The sequence below is a fragment of the Streptomyces sp. NPDC012637 genome (assembly GCF_042954805.1).
Taxonomy (GTDB): domain Bacteria; phylum Actinomycetota; class Actinomycetes; order Streptomycetales; family Streptomycetaceae; genus Streptomyces.
Genome location: NZ_JBIBDS010000006.1, coordinates 111,980 through 127,368 on the forward strand (window position 1 = coordinate 111,980; position 15,389 = coordinate 127,368).

Annotated in this window: 17 protein-coding genes and 2 pseudogenes; 8 read left to right on the forward strand and 11 right to left on the reverse strand. The window is 68.4% G+C overall.

All coding sequences use genetic code 11. From position 1 onward, the window contains the following. Positions 1–88: 88 nt before the first annotated feature. From ACFY8W_RS23685 to ACFY8W_RS23705, 5 genes and pseudogenes are all read right to left on the reverse strand, one after another. Positions 89–446, reverse strand: a pseudogene (locus tag ACFY8W_RS23685) (IS5 family transposase); the annotation flags it as partial. A gap of 24 nt (positions 447–470) precedes the next feature. Further along, positions 471–1,052 (reverse strand): S1 RNA-binding domain-containing protein, encoded by a 582-nt coding sequence (locus ACFY8W_RS23690; protein ID WP_391108553.1) that lies wholly within the window; start codon positions 1,050–1,052, stop codon positions 471–473. A gap of 451 nt (positions 1,053–1,503) precedes the next feature. Further along, the gene (locus ACFY8W_RS23695; RefSeq protein WP_391109708.1) at positions 1,504–1,737 is read right to left on the reverse strand and encodes a hypothetical protein; all 234 of its coding nucleotides are present in this window, start codon (positions 1,735–1,737) and stop codon (positions 1,504–1,506) included. After that, entirely contained in the window at positions 1,629–2,153 is a 525-nt protein-coding gene (locus ACFY8W_RS23700) for a transposase (RefSeq protein ID WP_391108556.1), read from the reverse strand. Before ACFY8W_RS23700 ends, ACFY8W_RS23695 begins: the two co-directional genes overlap by 109 nt. Continuing rightward, on the reverse strand, positions 2,120–2,293 hold the full coding sequence (locus ACFY8W_RS23705; RefSeq protein WP_391108559.1) for a transposase: 174 nt from the start codon (positions 2,291–2,293) through the stop codon (positions 2,120–2,122). The genes ACFY8W_RS23700 and ACFY8W_RS23705 overlap by 34 nt, the downstream gene beginning before the upstream one ends. Positions 2,294–2,686: 393 nt before the next feature. Here ACFY8W_RS23705 and ACFY8W_RS23710 point away from each other — a divergent pair, with 393 nt between their 5' ends. Further along, positions 2,687–3,031: a hypothetical protein gene (locus ACFY8W_RS23710; RefSeq protein ID WP_391108561.1), complete on the forward strand. Its 345-nt coding sequence runs from the start codon at positions 2,687–2,689 to the stop codon at positions 3,029–3,031. A gap of 290 nt (positions 3,032–3,321) precedes the next feature. Here ACFY8W_RS23710 and ACFY8W_RS23715 read toward each other — a convergent pair whose 3' ends face one another. The 3 genes from ACFY8W_RS23715 to ACFY8W_RS23725 all read right to left on the reverse strand — a co-directional run bounded on the left by ACFY8W_RS23715 (position 3,322) and on the right by ACFY8W_RS23725 (position 6,646). Further along, a complete protein-coding gene (locus ACFY8W_RS23715; RefSeq protein ID WP_391108564.1) occupies positions 3,322–3,636 on the reverse strand; it encodes a hypothetical protein in 315 nt (104 codons plus the stop codon). 355 nt (positions 3,637–3,991) lie between these two features. Further along, positions 3,992–5,659: an MFS transporter gene (locus tag ACFY8W_RS23720; RefSeq protein ID WP_391108567.1), complete on the reverse strand. Its 1,668-nt coding sequence runs from the start codon at positions 5,657–5,659 to the stop codon at positions 3,992–3,994. 579 nt (positions 5,660–6,238) lie between these two features. After that, a complete protein-coding gene (locus ACFY8W_RS23725; RefSeq protein ID WP_391108568.1) occupies positions 6,239–6,646 on the reverse strand; it encodes a hypothetical protein in 408 nt (135 codons plus the stop codon). Positions 6,647–7,970: 1,324 nt separating this feature from the next. Here ACFY8W_RS23725 and ACFY8W_RS23730 point away from each other — a divergent pair. From ACFY8W_RS23730 to ACFY8W_RS23745, 4 genes and pseudogenes are all read left to right on the forward strand, one after another. Beyond that, positions 7,971–8,432, forward strand: a complete 462-nt coding sequence (locus ACFY8W_RS23730; RefSeq protein WP_391108571.1) for a hypothetical protein — start codon at positions 7,971–7,973, stop codon at positions 8,430–8,432. A gap of 232 nt (positions 8,433–8,664) precedes the next feature. Next, on the forward strand, positions 8,665–10,131 hold the full coding sequence (locus tag ACFY8W_RS23735) for a hypothetical protein (protein ID WP_391109637.1): 1,467 nt from the start codon (positions 8,665–8,667) through the stop codon (positions 10,129–10,131). A 14-nt stretch (positions 10,132–10,145) separates the two neighbouring features. Then, positions 10,146–10,400 carry a DUF6980 family protein gene (locus ACFY8W_RS23740; protein ID WP_391109640.1) on the forward strand — a complete coding sequence of 85 codons (255 nt, stop codon included), beginning with the start codon at positions 10,146–10,148 and terminating at the stop codon, positions 10,398–10,400. Between the two features lie 77 nt (positions 10,401–10,477). Further along, positions 10,478–11,091, forward strand: a pseudogene (locus ACFY8W_RS23745) (IS5 family transposase); the annotation flags it as partial. 17 nt (positions 11,092–11,108) lie between these two features. Here ACFY8W_RS23745 and ACFY8W_RS23750 read toward each other — a convergent pair. From ACFY8W_RS23750 to ACFY8W_RS23760, 3 genes are all read right to left on the reverse strand, one after another. Continuing rightward, the gene (locus tag ACFY8W_RS23750) at positions 11,109–11,843 is read right to left on the reverse strand and encodes a hypothetical protein (RefSeq protein WP_391108574.1); all 735 of its coding nucleotides are present in this window, start codon (positions 11,841–11,843) and stop codon (positions 11,109–11,111) included. A 10-nt stretch (positions 11,844–11,853) separates the two neighbouring features. Beyond that, positions 11,854–12,252: a hypothetical protein gene (locus ACFY8W_RS23755; protein ID WP_391108577.1), complete on the reverse strand. Its 399-nt coding sequence runs from the start codon at positions 12,250–12,252 to the stop codon at positions 11,854–11,856. A 422-nt stretch (positions 12,253–12,674) separates the two neighbouring features. After that, complete coding sequence (locus ACFY8W_RS23760; RefSeq protein WP_391108580.1) at positions 12,675–13,253, reverse strand: WHG domain-containing protein; 579 nt, start codon at positions 13,251–13,253, stop codon at positions 12,675–12,677. Between the two features lie 91 nt (positions 13,254–13,344). On the opposite strand from ACFY8W_RS23760, the gene ACFY8W_RS23765 reads away from it, so the two are divergent. The 3 genes from ACFY8W_RS23765 (at position 13,345) to ACFY8W_RS23775 (ending at position 15,237) form a co-directional block, all read left to right on the forward strand. Further along, positions 13,345–13,791 (forward strand): anthrone oxygenase family protein, encoded by a 447-nt coding sequence (locus tag ACFY8W_RS23765; RefSeq protein WP_391108583.1) that lies wholly within the window; start codon positions 13,345–13,347, stop codon positions 13,789–13,791. A 368-nt stretch (positions 13,792–14,159) separates the two neighbouring features. Further along, the gene (locus ACFY8W_RS23770; protein ID WP_391108586.1) at positions 14,160–14,585 is read left to right on the forward strand and encodes a DUF4267 domain-containing protein; all 426 of its coding nucleotides are present in this window, start codon (positions 14,160–14,162) and stop codon (positions 14,583–14,585) included. A gap of 241 nt (positions 14,586–14,826) precedes the next feature. Further along, a complete protein-coding gene (locus ACFY8W_RS23775) occupies positions 14,827–15,237 on the forward strand; it encodes a hypothetical protein (protein ID WP_391108589.1) in 411 nt (136 codons plus the stop codon). Positions 15,238–15,389: the final 152 nt, after the last annotated feature.

Here is a 15,389-nt window from a genome sequence, read left to right on the forward strand (position 1 = left end):
CCTCCCGTACCACCTCCACCAGGCGGGCGTGCAGATTCTGCCACGGCGCTTCGTCCTGATGTTCTGGCTCTTCGGCCCCCTTTGAGCCGGGCGCCAGCGGTAAGTCGGTGCGAGCGCCCGCCGCATCCTGGTGCGCCCGCACGATGGTCGACCGAGATGTCCCAGTCGATCTCGCCTGCGGCGTCGGCCACCGCCTGGACCTGCTGGAGGAGACGTTCCCAGGTGCCGTCGGCCGACCACAGGCGGTGGCGTTCGTAGACGGTCTTCCATGGACCGAACCGTTCAGGCAGGTCACGCCACTGCACTCCGGTCCGCACCCGGTGCAGGATCCCGTCGATCACCTGCCAGTGATCCCGCCAGCGGCCACAACGCCCGTTGCTGACCGGCAGGAACGGCCGCAGCCGTTCCCACTCGGCATCACTCAGATCACCCCGCCCATGCTCCATTCAACGGCTGGGGCATACCGGCCGTCACGTGACCGGCACGACACCTTCGTGCTGGGCGTTCTTCGGCCTGGAAAGAAAGATTCGGCGGGTCGGCAGGTCGATTTCCGTGACGACGACGGTGATCTCCTCTCCGGCCTCGAAGTCTTCCACCGGACTCACCGCGGGCCGCCCGTCGATCTCTCTGGAGGGGATGAGCCCGACGAACCCGTCTCCGAGCTCGACGAAGACGCCGATGGGAACTGTCTTCTCCACTATCCCGCGGATTTCCTGACCCACCGTGCGGTCGGCGAAAGCCCGCAGGGGGTCGGGCTCCAGCGCCTTCAAGGAGAGTCTGGCCTCCAGGTTGTAGGTGTCGAACTGGAGGAACTCGCACGAGACCCTCTGGCCTATGTGAACGACATCGGTGGGAGCGTCGATGTGCCGCCAGGACAGTTCGGGGATGACGATGAACCCGACACCGGGGAAGAGCGGATGGGCAGGTCCGTCGTCCAGGGCCACGAAGACCCCGAACCGCTCGATCGCCGCAACGGTGCCAGACAAGATGTCGCCGCGGTGCAAGGTCTCCAAAAATGCCCAGAGTTCCGGGCTCTCAGACTGCCAATCCATACCGTCACCCTGGCACACGACATCGCGGGCCGACCATGAGCTCGACAGACTGAAGCCCCGCCGGGCCCCCAGCAACCGGACCCATGATCGGCCGGACAAGTCCTAAGTGATTGTTGTCTTTCTGGGCTTGAGGGCTGCGTTTCCGCTGTTCGGGCATAGGGTCGGCGGTCTCGGGGAGTGGTGGCGTGTCGTGTCGTCGCTCCGGAGGTCGGGGATGCCGTCGGTCGTGGGGCTGCTGGAGGAGCGTGAGCTGACCGCTCGCCGTCGTGCGGACGCGCTGCGGGAGGAGGCCGACCGAATCCAGGCCGAGCTGGTCGTGGCCGAGCGGGAGTGGAACGAAACGAGTGGATCATCGCCGCTCACGCGTCGACGAGGTGCTGTCCCGCGTTGCGGTCGAAGGCGAAGCGGCTGACAGCACGCGGGTGGCTGGCCGAACCGCCACCGGGCCGGTTCACGCTCGCGAAGGCCGTGGCCGGGCAAGGCGGCGGGTCATGAGCATCGTCGCCTCCCAGTAGACCATCGCCTCCGCGCTGCCCGTGCACCGTTCGAAGTCGCGCACCAGGCGGCGGCTTCGCATCAGGTGGGCGAAGAACCGCTCCACGATCCACCGCTTGGGCAGCACCACGAAGCCACGCACGTCGTCAGTGCGTTTGACAATCGCCAGCACCAGGGCGAGGACGGCCATGCAGTACCCGACGAGGCTGCCGGTGTAGCCGCCGTCACCCCAGACCAGGCCAGCCGGTGGTGCGCGGCGGCGACCCGGGCGAGCAGAACCTGGCCGGCGGTGCAGTCACCGAAGTCCGCGGCGGTGACCATCACTCCCAGCAGCAGGCCAGGGGTATCGACCACGGCATGGCGCTTGCGGCCGATGATCAGCTTGCCACCGTCGAAGCCACGGCTACCGGCGCCGACAACGGCGTCCGCCTTGATGGACTGCGATTCGATGACGCCCGCGCTCGGCACCGCGTCCCGCCCGGCTTGCTCGCGCACTCGGCGGGGAGCCGGTCGTGGAACTCCTTGGCCATGCCGTGGTCGCGCCAGCCCCGGGAGAAGGCGCAGACCCGGTCCTAAGGCGGGAAGTCCGCGGGCATGGCCCGCCACTTCGTTCCGTCGTCGACGAGGTAGCGGACCGCGTCCAGTATCGCTCCGTGGCAGGACGCCTCCGGCTGCCCGCCCCGCCCGCGCAGCCAGCCCGGCACCGGCAGCAGCGGCCGCACCACCGCCCATTCCGCGTCGGACATGTCCGTCGGGTAGCGGCGCGCACGGACCCCGCGGTCGGCGGCGTTCCCGAATCGGTGTGCCAGGCAGTCACACGCGAGAGTGACCGAAGTGGACCCCGCTCCCGCGACGCCGTAGAACTGCGACAACAGGGCCTCCTGGACCGCTCTTTGGCGTAGACGCCCTTCGAGCTGCCAAGAGGCCCTGCTTTCATGCACGACAGCCGCCGCAGTCATCCGATCGAAACTCCCGTGCGATCAGCACCCCTCAAGATCGGAACGCAACAGCCACTGAATTAGCGCCCGTCCGTATGAGCTGAATGCTGTGAAGCCGTGACCCAACTAGCCCGACCTCGTTGACGGACGGATGCCCTCAGTGGGCATCGCGCTCGCTCCCTCAACGGAAGGAACTGCCATATGGGTGTCCACCTGCGTCGCGTCACGGTGGTTGGTGCACTCCTCACGGCTGGCGCTGCCACAGCACCCGCTGCTTACGCGGACAGCGCCCCCTCGGTGCCCATCGCTCACACGAGCAGCGACTGGGGTGAAATTCTGTACCCCGACAACCCCGCCAGCAGGGAACAGATCGGACAGAAGATCAACAGCATCAAGTCCCAGCTTGGCACTATGGGGGACAATACGAACGCCGCTGTCGAAATCGCCGACGACGTTCTCGACTTCGCCACCAGTCCGATTCCGAAGGGGAACATCTCGGACGCCAATCAAGTCCTAAATGATCTTGCCCCGATCCAGAAGGGCTGACCAGAAACGGACCAACTGAACCTCTTTCATCCCGCCCTGGCGGGGCGAAATGGCTGGTCAGGATGGGTGGAGTAACAGGCGAGGCTCCTGGTCGTTGCGCTGGCGTTCTCTACGCACCATGCTTCGCCCGAGGAGCCTCGCTTGGTCCCGTGCCGAGCCATGCTCGACATCCCACACGAACTGGTCGAGTACTCCCACCTGCGCTGCCATCCGATCGAGACTCCCGTTCGATCAGCACCCCTCAAGATCGGAACGACAACAGCCACTAACCAGCCAAATGAGATGGCCCCTTACGAGGGGCCCTGTGCAGCTCTTCCCGCACACGAACGCCTCCGGCGCCGTGTCGGCCGGGATTCCCGCCAGTCGTCGATGCCACCGAGCAGCTCGGTCAGGACGAGTCCGGGATCGTCGGCTTCTGCGGACCAGCGGTCGTAGGTCGCCTCCCACAGCGGGGCGAGCTGGGAAGCCCACGGCAGGAGGTAGCGATGGGTGAAGGGCGCCTCGCCGGGCTGCTCGATGGTGAGTCGCTGTCCCAGCCAGCCGATGCGGTGCTGCACCACTGCATCGGGCCTCACCACGATCCGCCGCTCGCCGATGGTGAGCACGTGGTCGTCGCCGACTCGACAGAGCTCCGTCCGCAGGCGACCGAGCTGCCCAGACCAGAGGAGCGTTCCATGCGAACCAGCGGGTTCGGCGTCCAACGCACTTCTCCGTTCCCGTTCCCGTGAACAGCAGGACATGTGGCGCGACCCTTCGAGGCCATCGCCCGCACAGAGTGTCCCGTGTCTGCTCCAGCCGCAAGATCAGAGGAGCCGCAGCGGTCAGCCTGGGCCGGCAGCGAGCTCCGGCATGCGGTGGCCGGCGAGGAGGAGGTGGGGCAGGCCCCAGCCAGCGGAGGGAATCCGGCACTTGATGTGGCGGCCCTGGGCGGGCCTGAGCCTGGGTTCCGCCGTCACGCTCTCAGACAGAGCTGCGGGCCTCGGCATGGTCCGGCTGAGGTACCGGATCCTTCCTCCTTCCGACAGCAGGCAAGGAAAGCAGCAGCACAACTGCTCCGAAGAGCGCGATGACCGCGATCCAGCCCGCGCCGACGTGCATGGCATGGATGAACGCGTCATCGGCAGCCTGAGCAAGTGCGGGCCCGTGCATAGTGGTGGCGACATGGCGTGCCTGTTCGGCGGAAACTCGCGCCTGCTCCCGCACCGGACCGGGTGCACCCGTCAGCGAAGGCTCGATCGCACGTCGGTACATGATCGACATGATCGTGCCGCCTACTGCGATTCCGAGCACGCTTCCGGTTTGTCGCACGGTGTTGGTCACGGCCGATCCTGCTCCGGCCTGCTCCAGCGGCAGGTCGCTGATCAACGCGGCCGTGACGGGGCCGATCACCATGCCGATCGCGAGACCCTGTATCAGCAACAGGATCTCGATCCAGACGAGTGGGGTGTGGAGTCCGAGGAACCCGTACCCACCCATGGTCAGCGCGGCCACGGTCAGGGCCGGCACGGCGACAAGACGCAGCGGCAGGCGGCGAACCAGACGCGCGGCAAGGGGCGCCCCCACCAGCGCGCCGATTGCGGTCGGGATATTGGCCAAGCCCGCCTTCATCGGCGAAAGCCCGAGCGCACCCTGCAGATAGAACGCGCTATAGAAGGTGATGGCGGCGACGCCGAAGAGCAGCAATCCGAGCGCCACATTGCCGCCGGCGAACATGCGTTGCGCGAACAGTCGCGGATCAAAGCTGGGCGCCTTCAGACGTAGTTCGACGAGTACGAAAGCGGCCAGCAGAACCAGACCTGCAACGATCGGCGCCCAGACGTCGGTACGACTCCACACCGTCACCTGCCCCGCCCGGATCAGCCCGTAGGCCAACGCCACGAGCCCGCTGATCGAGAGCAACATTCCAGCGGGATCCAGCGGTCGCTGAGTGGGGCTGCGGAAATTCGGCACCAGCACGGCGAGCCCGACCAACGCCAATGCCGCGACCGGGACGTTGACCAGAAACACCGATCCCCACCAGAAATGATCGAGCAGAAACCCCGCAAGCACCGGCCCGGCAGCCATTCCGACACCGGCCGACGTCGAGAAGATGCCGATCGCGGCAGCCCGCGCGGAGCCAGTGAACGTCCACATGAGGATGGCCATCATGGCGGGCGTGATCAGCGCACTGCCCACCCCCATCGCCACGCGAGCTGCGATCAGCTGCCCCGCATCGACCGCGTAGGCCGCCCATAGCGATGACCCGGCGAAGATCACGAGTCCGCTGAAGAACACCGTCCGGTGACCGAATCGATCACCCAACGCGCCCGCTGTGAACATCAAGGTGGCGAAGGCCAGCGTGTACGAACCGGTCGCCCACTGCAGCTGACCAGGATCGGCCCCCAGTCCACGGACCGGGTCTGCAAGGGTCTCCAGTGTGGTACTGAGGACGGTATTGTCCAGCCAGATCAGCAGCGAACACAGCATCAGAACGGAAAGAATTAACCGCTGCCTGAATTTCGGCAGCGTCGTAGGGGCGCTCATATAAACCCTCGGATATCGATCGGCGGCAACCTGACCGACTGGACCATAGGCAACCTCCACGACGCCGTCAAGCTCGAAATTTCCCACAGAGAAGCTTGCGCTCACAGAGACTTTATGCCCTCTGCCGGACTTGCAGAACGAGCATTTTCGTGCCCTTCGGGGGTTGCGAGTTCAAGGATTTCATGACTTCCCGAGGGTTGCACCTGACCGAATTCCGTGCCCTCTTCCGTACGAGATTCTGGGCGTACTGAAGGCCAGGCCTTCTTCCAGGAGCCTCCGAGCTGTCACTGGACAGGCTTGCCGGCACCGACGAGACTTTGCGGGCGGGGGTGCGGGGGTTGTGACGCCTCCCGTGTGCCGATGACCAGCTCGACGTCGTCGTCTGCGCCGACAACTCGCTGCCCCACCTGCTGACAGAGCAAGATGTGAACGCCGCCCTGGTCGAGATGCACCGCGGCCTGTGTACGGACGAGCAGCTGCTGATCAGCCCACGGCCCTTCGATGACCCTGCTGCGCGATCGCCCGGCTTCGATGCCTCCGCAAGTCCACAGGATCGCCGACAGCGGGGGCGAGCGTCACCTTTCAGCTCTGGCACTGGCACGACGAGGGCGAGCACCACCGCTTGGAGCACTTCCGACTCCAACCGACAGGCGGACAAGGCGCGTGCAGGTCCGCCCGGACAACTTAGGCGTCGCCTCGACTGGTGAGGCGCCGTCGGATGAACGGTGCCGTTCCCAGGACGAGTGCGGCGAAGACGGTCAGTCGTTGAAGGCCGGGCTGTGCGGCAAAACTGCTGTGCTGGATGCCGTAGACCGCGTACCAGTTGGCGGCGAGGTCGGTCGCCATAATGGCGCAGGCGAGGTCGGTTCCCCGGCGTTTGCCCAGGATCAGCAACGCTGCGGCGAGCGCGTCGAACAGCGCCAACGACGACCAGTAGAGGTTGAGCCAGCCCGGGGCCCAGTCGTAGGGGTGCAGTCCGTGGCGGAGGAGGTCGGTGACGTGAGCGAATGCGCCGACGAAGAACAGGACGCCTGCGATGACGCAGACCGATATGACCACCCAGCGCGGGGTGTGGTGCACCCATTCGGTCATGCTGTGGATCGTCCCATCTGCGGGCGCCGCCTGTCAGGCGGTCAGCCTGCGGTAGGAGATGAGGGCGCAGGCGAGGGCGGTGAAGGCCAGAAAGTGGTGGGCCTTGCGCTCGTAGCGGCGGTGCAGGCGGCGGCCGCCGCCCAGCCAGGACATCGTGCGCCCGATCGTCCAGCGGTGCCGGCCCAGCCTCGTGGAGAATTCGACGCCCTTGCGGGCGACGCGGTGGCGGATGCCGCGCTCGCAGCTCGCGGCTGTACGGGATGACCAGGTTGCGTCTGGAAGCCGGCTTCGGCGAACACGGTGGTCCGGCTGACGGCGCTGATGATGCGGTCGACCGCGGACTTCGAAGACCCTGCGCCTGCGCCCGTGGTGCCGACCTGCACGGAGGGACGGTGACTCACCCCGCAGCCAGCCCCTTACCGTACTGCCCTCGGAGCCGCGCGACGGGGCTTGCCCGTGTTCACCCGTCATGGTGGCCCATCCGCCAGCCGCACCCGCAGGCCGGGGTCGCTCCGCGATCGTGGAGCCCATGCACTTCCGCCGCACTGTCCTCGTCTTCCTCGGCGCTGCGCTCCTGCTGGCCCTCACCGGTTGCGTTGCGGTCCCCAGCAGCCCGCCTGCCCCCGTACGCCCGCCCGCAGACCTGGCCCCAGCCAACGACCGGCCGCCCGCCCCGATCGCCAGCACTTGGCCGGCACCCCCTCAGGCGGCGCCACGCGAGGCGCTCGACGCCACCGAGACCGCCCCCGGTCACGCCGCGCCAAGCAACCCGGCCGACCGCGGCCGCAAGGCCTCCCCTACCCCGGCCGCCGAGCTCCGGCCCGCTCCCGCCACCCAGCACCGCCCCGCGAAACGCAAGGCACCGCCCACCACCAGGGCGGCGAAGAAGCCCCGCGTGACGTCGAAGACGAGAACACCGAAGCCCCGTGTCCAGCCCCGCCCGACGTCCGGAGCCGCCGACATGCGCGCCCTGTGTCGCGAAGCCGAACGCCTCAGCCTTCCGTACGGCGCCCCCTCCCTTTGCCGCAGCAGTTACGGCCGCTGAGCGAACGCCGGCGTTGAGGGCTGAGGAGCGGTGTCGGTCCGGTTCGCTGGCCGGAGCCTGCTCGCCGACGACGTCCGCGCCGATGACCAGCCTGCAGCCGGCCGAATGCCCGGGACTGCGGGGCTTGCCGTGTACCTCAGCCATGCGGGCCCGCCCTGGGCAGATCATCGGCCTGGAGTTCCCCTCCAGATCGAGCGCGACGACCAGAACGCGAGCGCCTGACGCCTGTCGGCAGTTCTCTCTGAAGCCTGACGGCAGCGCTCATGAAAGCCTGGCGCCATGGATACGTTCACGTCCCGACTGGACAGCGCATGGGCGTGGTGGTCTGCCGCCGTCGGGGAATCGCAGGAGGGGCGCTGGGTCCGTGATGCCGTGGAACGGCAGGTGATGGCAGACATCGGGGCTGCCACCAACGCCCTGCACGGCGGTCGACTGGCGCCGTTCACCGAGGACTCGTGGCACGTCCGTATCGGGCGGATCGCGAACTGGGCCGGTGTGCTCCGGCTGGCAGCCCGGGCAGGCGGGTGGCAGCTCCGACCCGTCGTCGGGCACAGCCCGACGCGCCCTGCGGGCATGGCGGAGCTGCTGTCCGGCATCTACGCGGTCGGCGAGCAGGGAGAGGTCTGGATGCAGCAGCTCCTGAAGGGCGAGCTGCCACCAGAAGACGAGATCGCGAAAGCCGAGGCCTTTCTCACGGGGCCAGGGTCCGTCGAGGACCTGGAGCTGTTCTTCTATGACTGAAAGCCGCCTCTTGTGCCAGCATGGTTGGACGGCCGTAGTGAAGTCGTGCAGGACCGGACCTCGTCGGCCTCACCAGCGGTCAGCCAGTCTCCGGCCGTGCCGGCAGTCCGCCGGCGTCGCCGGCGATATGCGATGGACGGTCGATCGGCCGTTCCTGTTACATCGACCTGCCGCCGGCCGCCACCGAATGGCCGGCAAACCTAGCCGTCGGGAGAGGGACCGTTTGCGTGACGTGCTGCTGGGGCTGGCCGAGAACCCGGCTCTGCCCGCAGGCCTGTTCGCCCGACTCGTGGCGAGCGGCGACGAGGAGGTCCTGTGCACCCTGGCCGATCGTGAGCGGCTGACGCCTTCACAGGTCAGGGACCTTCTCACCGTCGGCAACCCGACGCTCACCTGTCTTCTGGTCCGGAGCGGACTGGTGCCGTGGCCCGAGATTCCCCAGGAATATCCCGGACGGCTACTCGACGCGGTCCTCGGCGGTGTGGCGCCGGTCGCCGCTTGGCGGAAGGCCGCCACCGATCCAGACCCCGAGGCACGGCAGGAGGTCGCATACGCCCCCGACGCACCCGCCGACGTCATCGCCTCCCTCGCCCGCGACCCGGACCCGGCGGTCGTCGCCAGCGCCGCCGGGAGCCCGTACCTTCCGCCCGAGTTGCTCCCCGACCTCGCCCGCCACCCCAGCACAGTCGTGCGGCAGGCCGTCGCCGACAACGAGAACGCGCCGCCCTCGCTGCTCGCCGCCCTCCTCGCCGACGGCGGGTGGCCGGCCCCGACCCGCTGCGGTGCCTGCCACCGCCGCGAGGCGGCGTGTGCGGACCACACCCCCGGTGTCCGGCGCGTCCGGCTGGCGGCCGCCGGCCACCCGGCCGTGCCGCCTGAGGGGCTCGCTGCCTTCCTGGACGCCCCCGAGGTCTGGACGGTCACGAGGTTCGCAGCCCGCACCGACTTGCCGACCGACTTCCTGAACCGACTCGCCACACACCCCTCCTGCGACGTCCGCGCCGTGATCGCCGCGAACCCCGCTGTCCCCGAAGCCCTGCTGCGTACACTCGCCGCCGACCCCGCTCCTGAGGTCCGCCGAGCCATCGCAGAGAACCCGGCCGTCCCGCTCGACCTGCTCACCGCTCTTGCCGCTCACGAACGGTTGCCCGGCGAACCGGCACCCCGCGTCGAGTCCGCCACCGAGCTTGAACTCCGCACGCTGGCCAGGAGTCGGGTGGCGCAAGCCAGGGCGCTCGTCGCCGACCGGACCCAGCTGCCATGCGACCTCGTCGAACAGCTCGCCACCGACCCGGACATCGCAGTAGCCCAGCGGATTGCCGCCCGCCCGGAACTGGCACCTGAACGGCTCGCCGAACTGGTCGAACGGCACGGGGCGCCCGTCTTCGCCGCGGTCGCCCGCCACCCTGTTTGTCCCGCCGCCCTGCTGCACCGCATAGCGGCGAACCCGGCCAGCACCAGCCGCGTGCTGCGAGAGATCGCCCGCCACCCGGCAGCACGGTCCGAGACACTGCTGCTCTGCTTGGCTGCCCCGGATTCCGACACACGGCGCCACGCGGCCACCCACCCCGCCCTGGCCCTACCGGTCCTGGAAAGCCTCATCAACGCACGCGACGGTTCCCTCGCCCGTGCCGCCGCGAGCAACCCGGCACTGCCCGAGACAGTGATGGAACAGGTCATCACTCGAGCCCGTAGCTGAAGCCGGCCCGGCAAATCGGCTTCAGCGCCAAGTTCCAGGAGTACAGGCTGATCTCCCATGAAGACGGCACGTCGAGCATCACGATCGATTGCTGTCCTTGGTGTGGACGAGCCCGGCCCGCCGCTGGACCCTGGCTGGCCGGCGGCGTTCCCGAGTGGCATCCCTCTGCAGGCCAGCACGCGCCATGGGTGGGGAAGCAAGGTGAGCAGGTCCAGGGACCCCGTGAGCACCGGGTGGGGAAACTCAAGGCTGTGGCGGACATTTCGTGATGATCGCGATGGCGTCCGGCAGGAGAGCGGCTGCCGTATGGATCACGGTACGGACCCGCGATTTCGTGCTGAAAGACGCTTTGCTCGCCCAGGCAGACGCCGAAGGCGACCTTGACTGGGTCGTTTCGGTCGACTCCACGATCGTCAGGGCTCATCAGCACGCTGCCGGGGCTCGTCAAAAGGGGCACCGGCCGGCGAGCCGGACCATCATGCCCTGGGACGGTCCCGCGTCGGGCTGACCACCAAGATCCACCTCGCCGCCGATAGCCGCTGCCGCCCGGTCGCGTTCGTCCTCACGCCCGGCCAGGCCGGCGACGCACCGGCCTTCCCCGAGGTCATGGCCCGCTTACGGGTGCCGCGGCCGATCCGCCGCCCCAGGATCACACCGGACGTCGTGCTGGCCGACAAGGCCCACTCGTCCCGCGCGATCCGGACCCATCTCCGACGGCGCGGAATCCGGGCGGTGATCCCGCAGCCCGCCGACCAGACCGCCAACCGCAAGCGACTTGGCAGGCTCGGTGGCCGTCCGCCGGCCTTCGACCGCGAGGCCTACAAGCAGCGCAACACGGTTGAGCGGTGCATCAGCAAGCTCAAGCAGTGGCGCGGTCTGGCCACCCGATACGACAAGACCGCCACCGTCTACCTCGCCGGACTCCTCGTCGCCTCCATCTTCATCTGGTCGGCGAGGTGATCCACAAGAAGCGGCCTTCAGCTGCAGTCCCACATGAACCGGCCTTCAAGGTAGTCGGAGCTGAGGAAGAGGAAGCCACTCCCGTAACCGAAATTGAGGAAGAACGGGTCTGACTCCGGCTCGCCCCGGTCCTCGAACTGGCAGAGGAACAGCCAAGAGGAATCGATGCCGAAGACCCGGTCATTTGGGTAAATGGCCTCGCCCCCCAGGAAGTCCTTGGGTCGCTCCTCGTAGCGGTATTCGACCTCTGGTCCCTCGCTTCGCAGCCACCGGGACCAGGAAGCGGCCTGGTTCGCCGCCTCGTCGAGTTCCGGTGGCATCGGCGTCAGGTCTGTCAGCCATTCGACGGGAACCTCCGTATCGTCCGGGCCCCAACGCCACAGGGTTCGCCCCTGAGTGCTGGGAGACCCGATCGACGCGAAGGACGGTATCCGCCCGCCCGGCTGGACGAGAACGACGGCCTCGCCGTCCTCTGCTGCGTTGCCGCCCATGTCCATGCCTTCCTCGTGCAGGAACAAGTAGGCAAGGCGTACCTCGTTCCCTGGCACCCGGAACTGGCCGATGAAGACAAGCGGCTCTCCCGTACGCGGATGCACCGGCCACGCTGGACCGTCCAGCCAGACCGGCTGCCCACCGAACTTCGACACCGGGTCCGTGACCGGCCCGGGTGTGGCCCGGAAGGACATACTCAGCCGCGGCAGGAAGGCTGCGTCGTAGGGGCCCTTGGCCTGACTCGTCGGCTCGGAGATCATGCTGCCGACGCTACGGCACCCCACCGACAGGAACCCAGCTTGGGCCGTCTTCTTTGAATCCTGCCTGACCTACAAGATCCGGAAGAGACGGCCTGGTGGTGAACACCCAGATGCGATCGAGGGCGAGGGCGAGAGCGCCGTCGGCGATGGGCACCATCAGAGCGCGCATCAGCGTGATGTGGTGCGTCGTGGCGGACGGGACGGTGACGCCGAATGCCGCGAACTCTGCAGTGAGAATGTCGGCGTTGGCGCTTGCCTGCGCGAGGTTGACGGGCGGATCGAAGGTTTCGGTGAAGTCGATCATCTCGTCGACGAGGCCGGACGCCAGGACACTGGCGACCATGGTGCGATGCCGAGGATCGGGGACGGCGTCGAGGCCCTTCCGTGCGGTGTAGCGGAGGGTGTCCACGCCAGGCGGTCGAGGGTGCCTGATCGTACCGTTGCCTGCCAGGACCACACTGCGTCCTTCCGTACGTCAATTGCCGTCAGAGGCGCGTACCCGTACGGCCACGCCGGTTGTTCACGCGATGATTTTCCTCGCTGGCTGTCATCGAAGCCTCGTGAACCCGAGCGGGCGTACGCCGCGCGATCGGTTGACGCAAGCGGGACTGCCGACATCGCCGGGTTGATGGTTCGACCACGTGACCCGGCCGGGGACTGACGTGGGCCCGTGTCTTCGCCTTCGCGCCTCGAAGCGGTCGTTCACGTGGCAGGCGCGGGTGTCCCGTAGAAGAGGTAGGGCCGGCGATCTGCGGCTGGGCCGTGATCGGAAGGGGCGCCGTAGGCCTGCGGCCGGGGTCCGAAGCCCCGGCCGGTCGCCCGGGCGGCGTGTCAGAGCATGGCGAGCCGATCCACCAGGAGGTCCAGCCTCGGCTCGGCGTCCTCGGGCAGCAGGCGGCCCTCCCGGGTCAGGGTCGCCAGGCCGTGCAGGGCCGCCCAGAACACCTCGGTGAACAGCCCTGGGTGGACACCGTCGCCGGCCACCTCGCCGAGAGTCTCCAGCAGGGCGGCGAAGGCGTCCTTCAGCGGCTCCGGGGTGTCCTCCTGCGCGTACGCCAGGCCGCCGTCGAGCTGGAACAAGGCGTCGTAGACGGCCGGGTTGCGCTCGGCGAACTCGAGGTAGGTGCGGGCCAGGGCGGCGACGCGGGCGCGCGGGCCGTCCGCGGTGGAGGTCGCGGCCCGCACCGCCGCGGCCAGTTCCATGGCGCCTTCGAGTGCGACGGCACCGATGATCTCGCGCTTGCCGCGGAAGTGGCTGTAGAGGACGGGCTGGCTGTACTCGATGCGCTCGGCGAGGCGGCGGGTGGTGACCGCGTCCCAGCCCTGCTGCTCGGCGAGTTCACGGGCCGTCGCCACGATGAGGCGCTCGCGGGCCGCCCGTTCGCGCTGCTTGCGTTCCTGTACCGACATGGTTCGATTCTAGCACTGCTAGACAATCAAGCGGCAGCAGCTTTAGCGTTGCTTCGGCAGCTAGCACCGCTAGATCCATGGAGGGGTCGTCATGCTCAACGCACTCGAGGTGTTCACCACCGTGGCCGTCGGGCTGATGGTGGGGGTGGAGTTCTCCGTCGCCTTCGTCATGAACCCGATCTTCAACGCCCTCCCCGAGGACAGTGGCCAACTCGGCCGCGCTCACGGAGGCCGGATGCTCGGCGCCGTCATGCCGGTCTGGTACATCGGCTCGCTCGTCCTCGTCGCGGTCTGGGCCGTCGCCGGATGGCACGACGACGGCGCCGGCCTCGTCGTCATCGCCGGCGCACTGCTGATCCTGAGCGTGATCATGTCGGTCCTGCTCCTCGTCCCGATCAACAACCGGGGCAAGACGTGGACTCCCGAGAACCGGCCCGCGGACTGGAAGGAGCAGATGAACCGCTGGGACCGCTACCACTACTTCCGCGTCGCCGTCATCATCGCCGCCTTCACCCTGCTCGTCGCCGCCCTCGCCTGACACCAAAGGCTTTCCGACCCGAGCTGTGGGCGCCCCCTGCATGTCGACGGCTTTCGCCCCGCCGGGGTGAGCCCTACGGGACCTCGGGCTCCGGCCTTCGGACTTGGGCCGTGGAGCCTCGGCCTTCGGGCTGCTGACCCGTGGACCGGCGGCGCGCCCCCGGCGCACGCTCCCACTCCCCCGGGCGGCAGCCCGCCACCGCACTCCTGAGAGTCGGCAATACGGACTGCCGGTCAGATCCCACGACTGTGATCCCGACAAGGCCACACCCCTCGATCAGCCGCGTCCGCGCGCCCGATCAGCCCCATACGACTCGGCAAGCTCCGCGGATCTCACCAGGCTGACGAAGGCCCACAAGGAGAAGGACCATGTCACTGAAGAAGATCAACACCGTCCTGGCCGCCGCCTTCATCCTCTTCATCCTGTGGTTCGGGACGGAGTTCATCCTGCGCCCGGAGACCGTGGCGCCGGGCTTCGGCCTGCCGGGCCGGCCGTCCGGCGACGGCGGCGGCTTCCTGGTCATCAAGGGAATCCGCGACGTCGTCCTGGCCCTGGTCCTGGGCGTCCTGCTGGTGACGGGCCACCGGCGAGCGCTGGGCTGGGCGCTGTTGGTGGAGGCTCTCGCCGCGTACGGCGACATGGCCACCGTACTGGCCCACCACGGCTCCATGGCCACCGCGCTCGGCGTCCACGGTCTGACCGCGACACTGATGGTGGTCAACGGCCTGCTGATAATGCGAGAGACCCGCAAGGCCGCGCCCGCTCCGGCAACGCCCGCCCCGCAGCTCGCCTGACGCCGGCTTCGCGCGCGTCGGCCTTCGCCTGTCAGCACCCGGCAGGCCGCGTATCCCGCGGCCAACAGCGCGAGGGCAGCGCCGCGTCGGCGTCACCGCCGCCCCGGCCGGAGCGCGCCGAGCCACCGCTTCCGCTTGATCGACGGCGACACGGCACCTTGGGGGCCCTCCTGACGACCTGGCGGAGGTACGCGTGGCCAGAGCGGCGCGCCGATGCCAACGCACCCCATAGGGTGGTCGGGTGTTCGATCGCTTGGAGATCAAGGCGCTGCCGCGAGGACCTCGGTTTGCTCCCACACTGCGGTTCTGGGTCAACGGCGAGGACGTGGTCGACGAGCCGGTCGGTGTCGGCGGCCGCGGGCCGTACGCGGCTGACCTGCTGCCGCCCGACCGCCCCAGCCTTCTCCGGGCGACCGGCAAGGCGCGCCGTCTACGGATGGGGGAACCCGAGTGCACCGGAGGTTGCTGCGGCTTCCTGAGCGTGGTCGTGCGGCGGTTCGGGGAGATCGTGCAGTGGTCCGACTGGGAGGTTCCGGGGCCTGCGCACACCTCTGCGCCCCGTCCCCTGCCGGAGCTTCACTTCGACGCGAGCGTGTACGACGCCGAAGTGGCTCGCGCCGAGATGGACCGCTGGTGGCAGGTGTACCTGTAAAGCCGGCGAGGCGGGCCGAAGAGCACGGGGATTCCGCGCGCCGACGCAGGTGACTGCGGATTCTCCGGACGAATAGGCCTTGAACGCGACAGCGTCGACCACCTGCCGCGATGACGCGACCGCCCACCCCGACCGGCTGCCGCTTGCGGGGG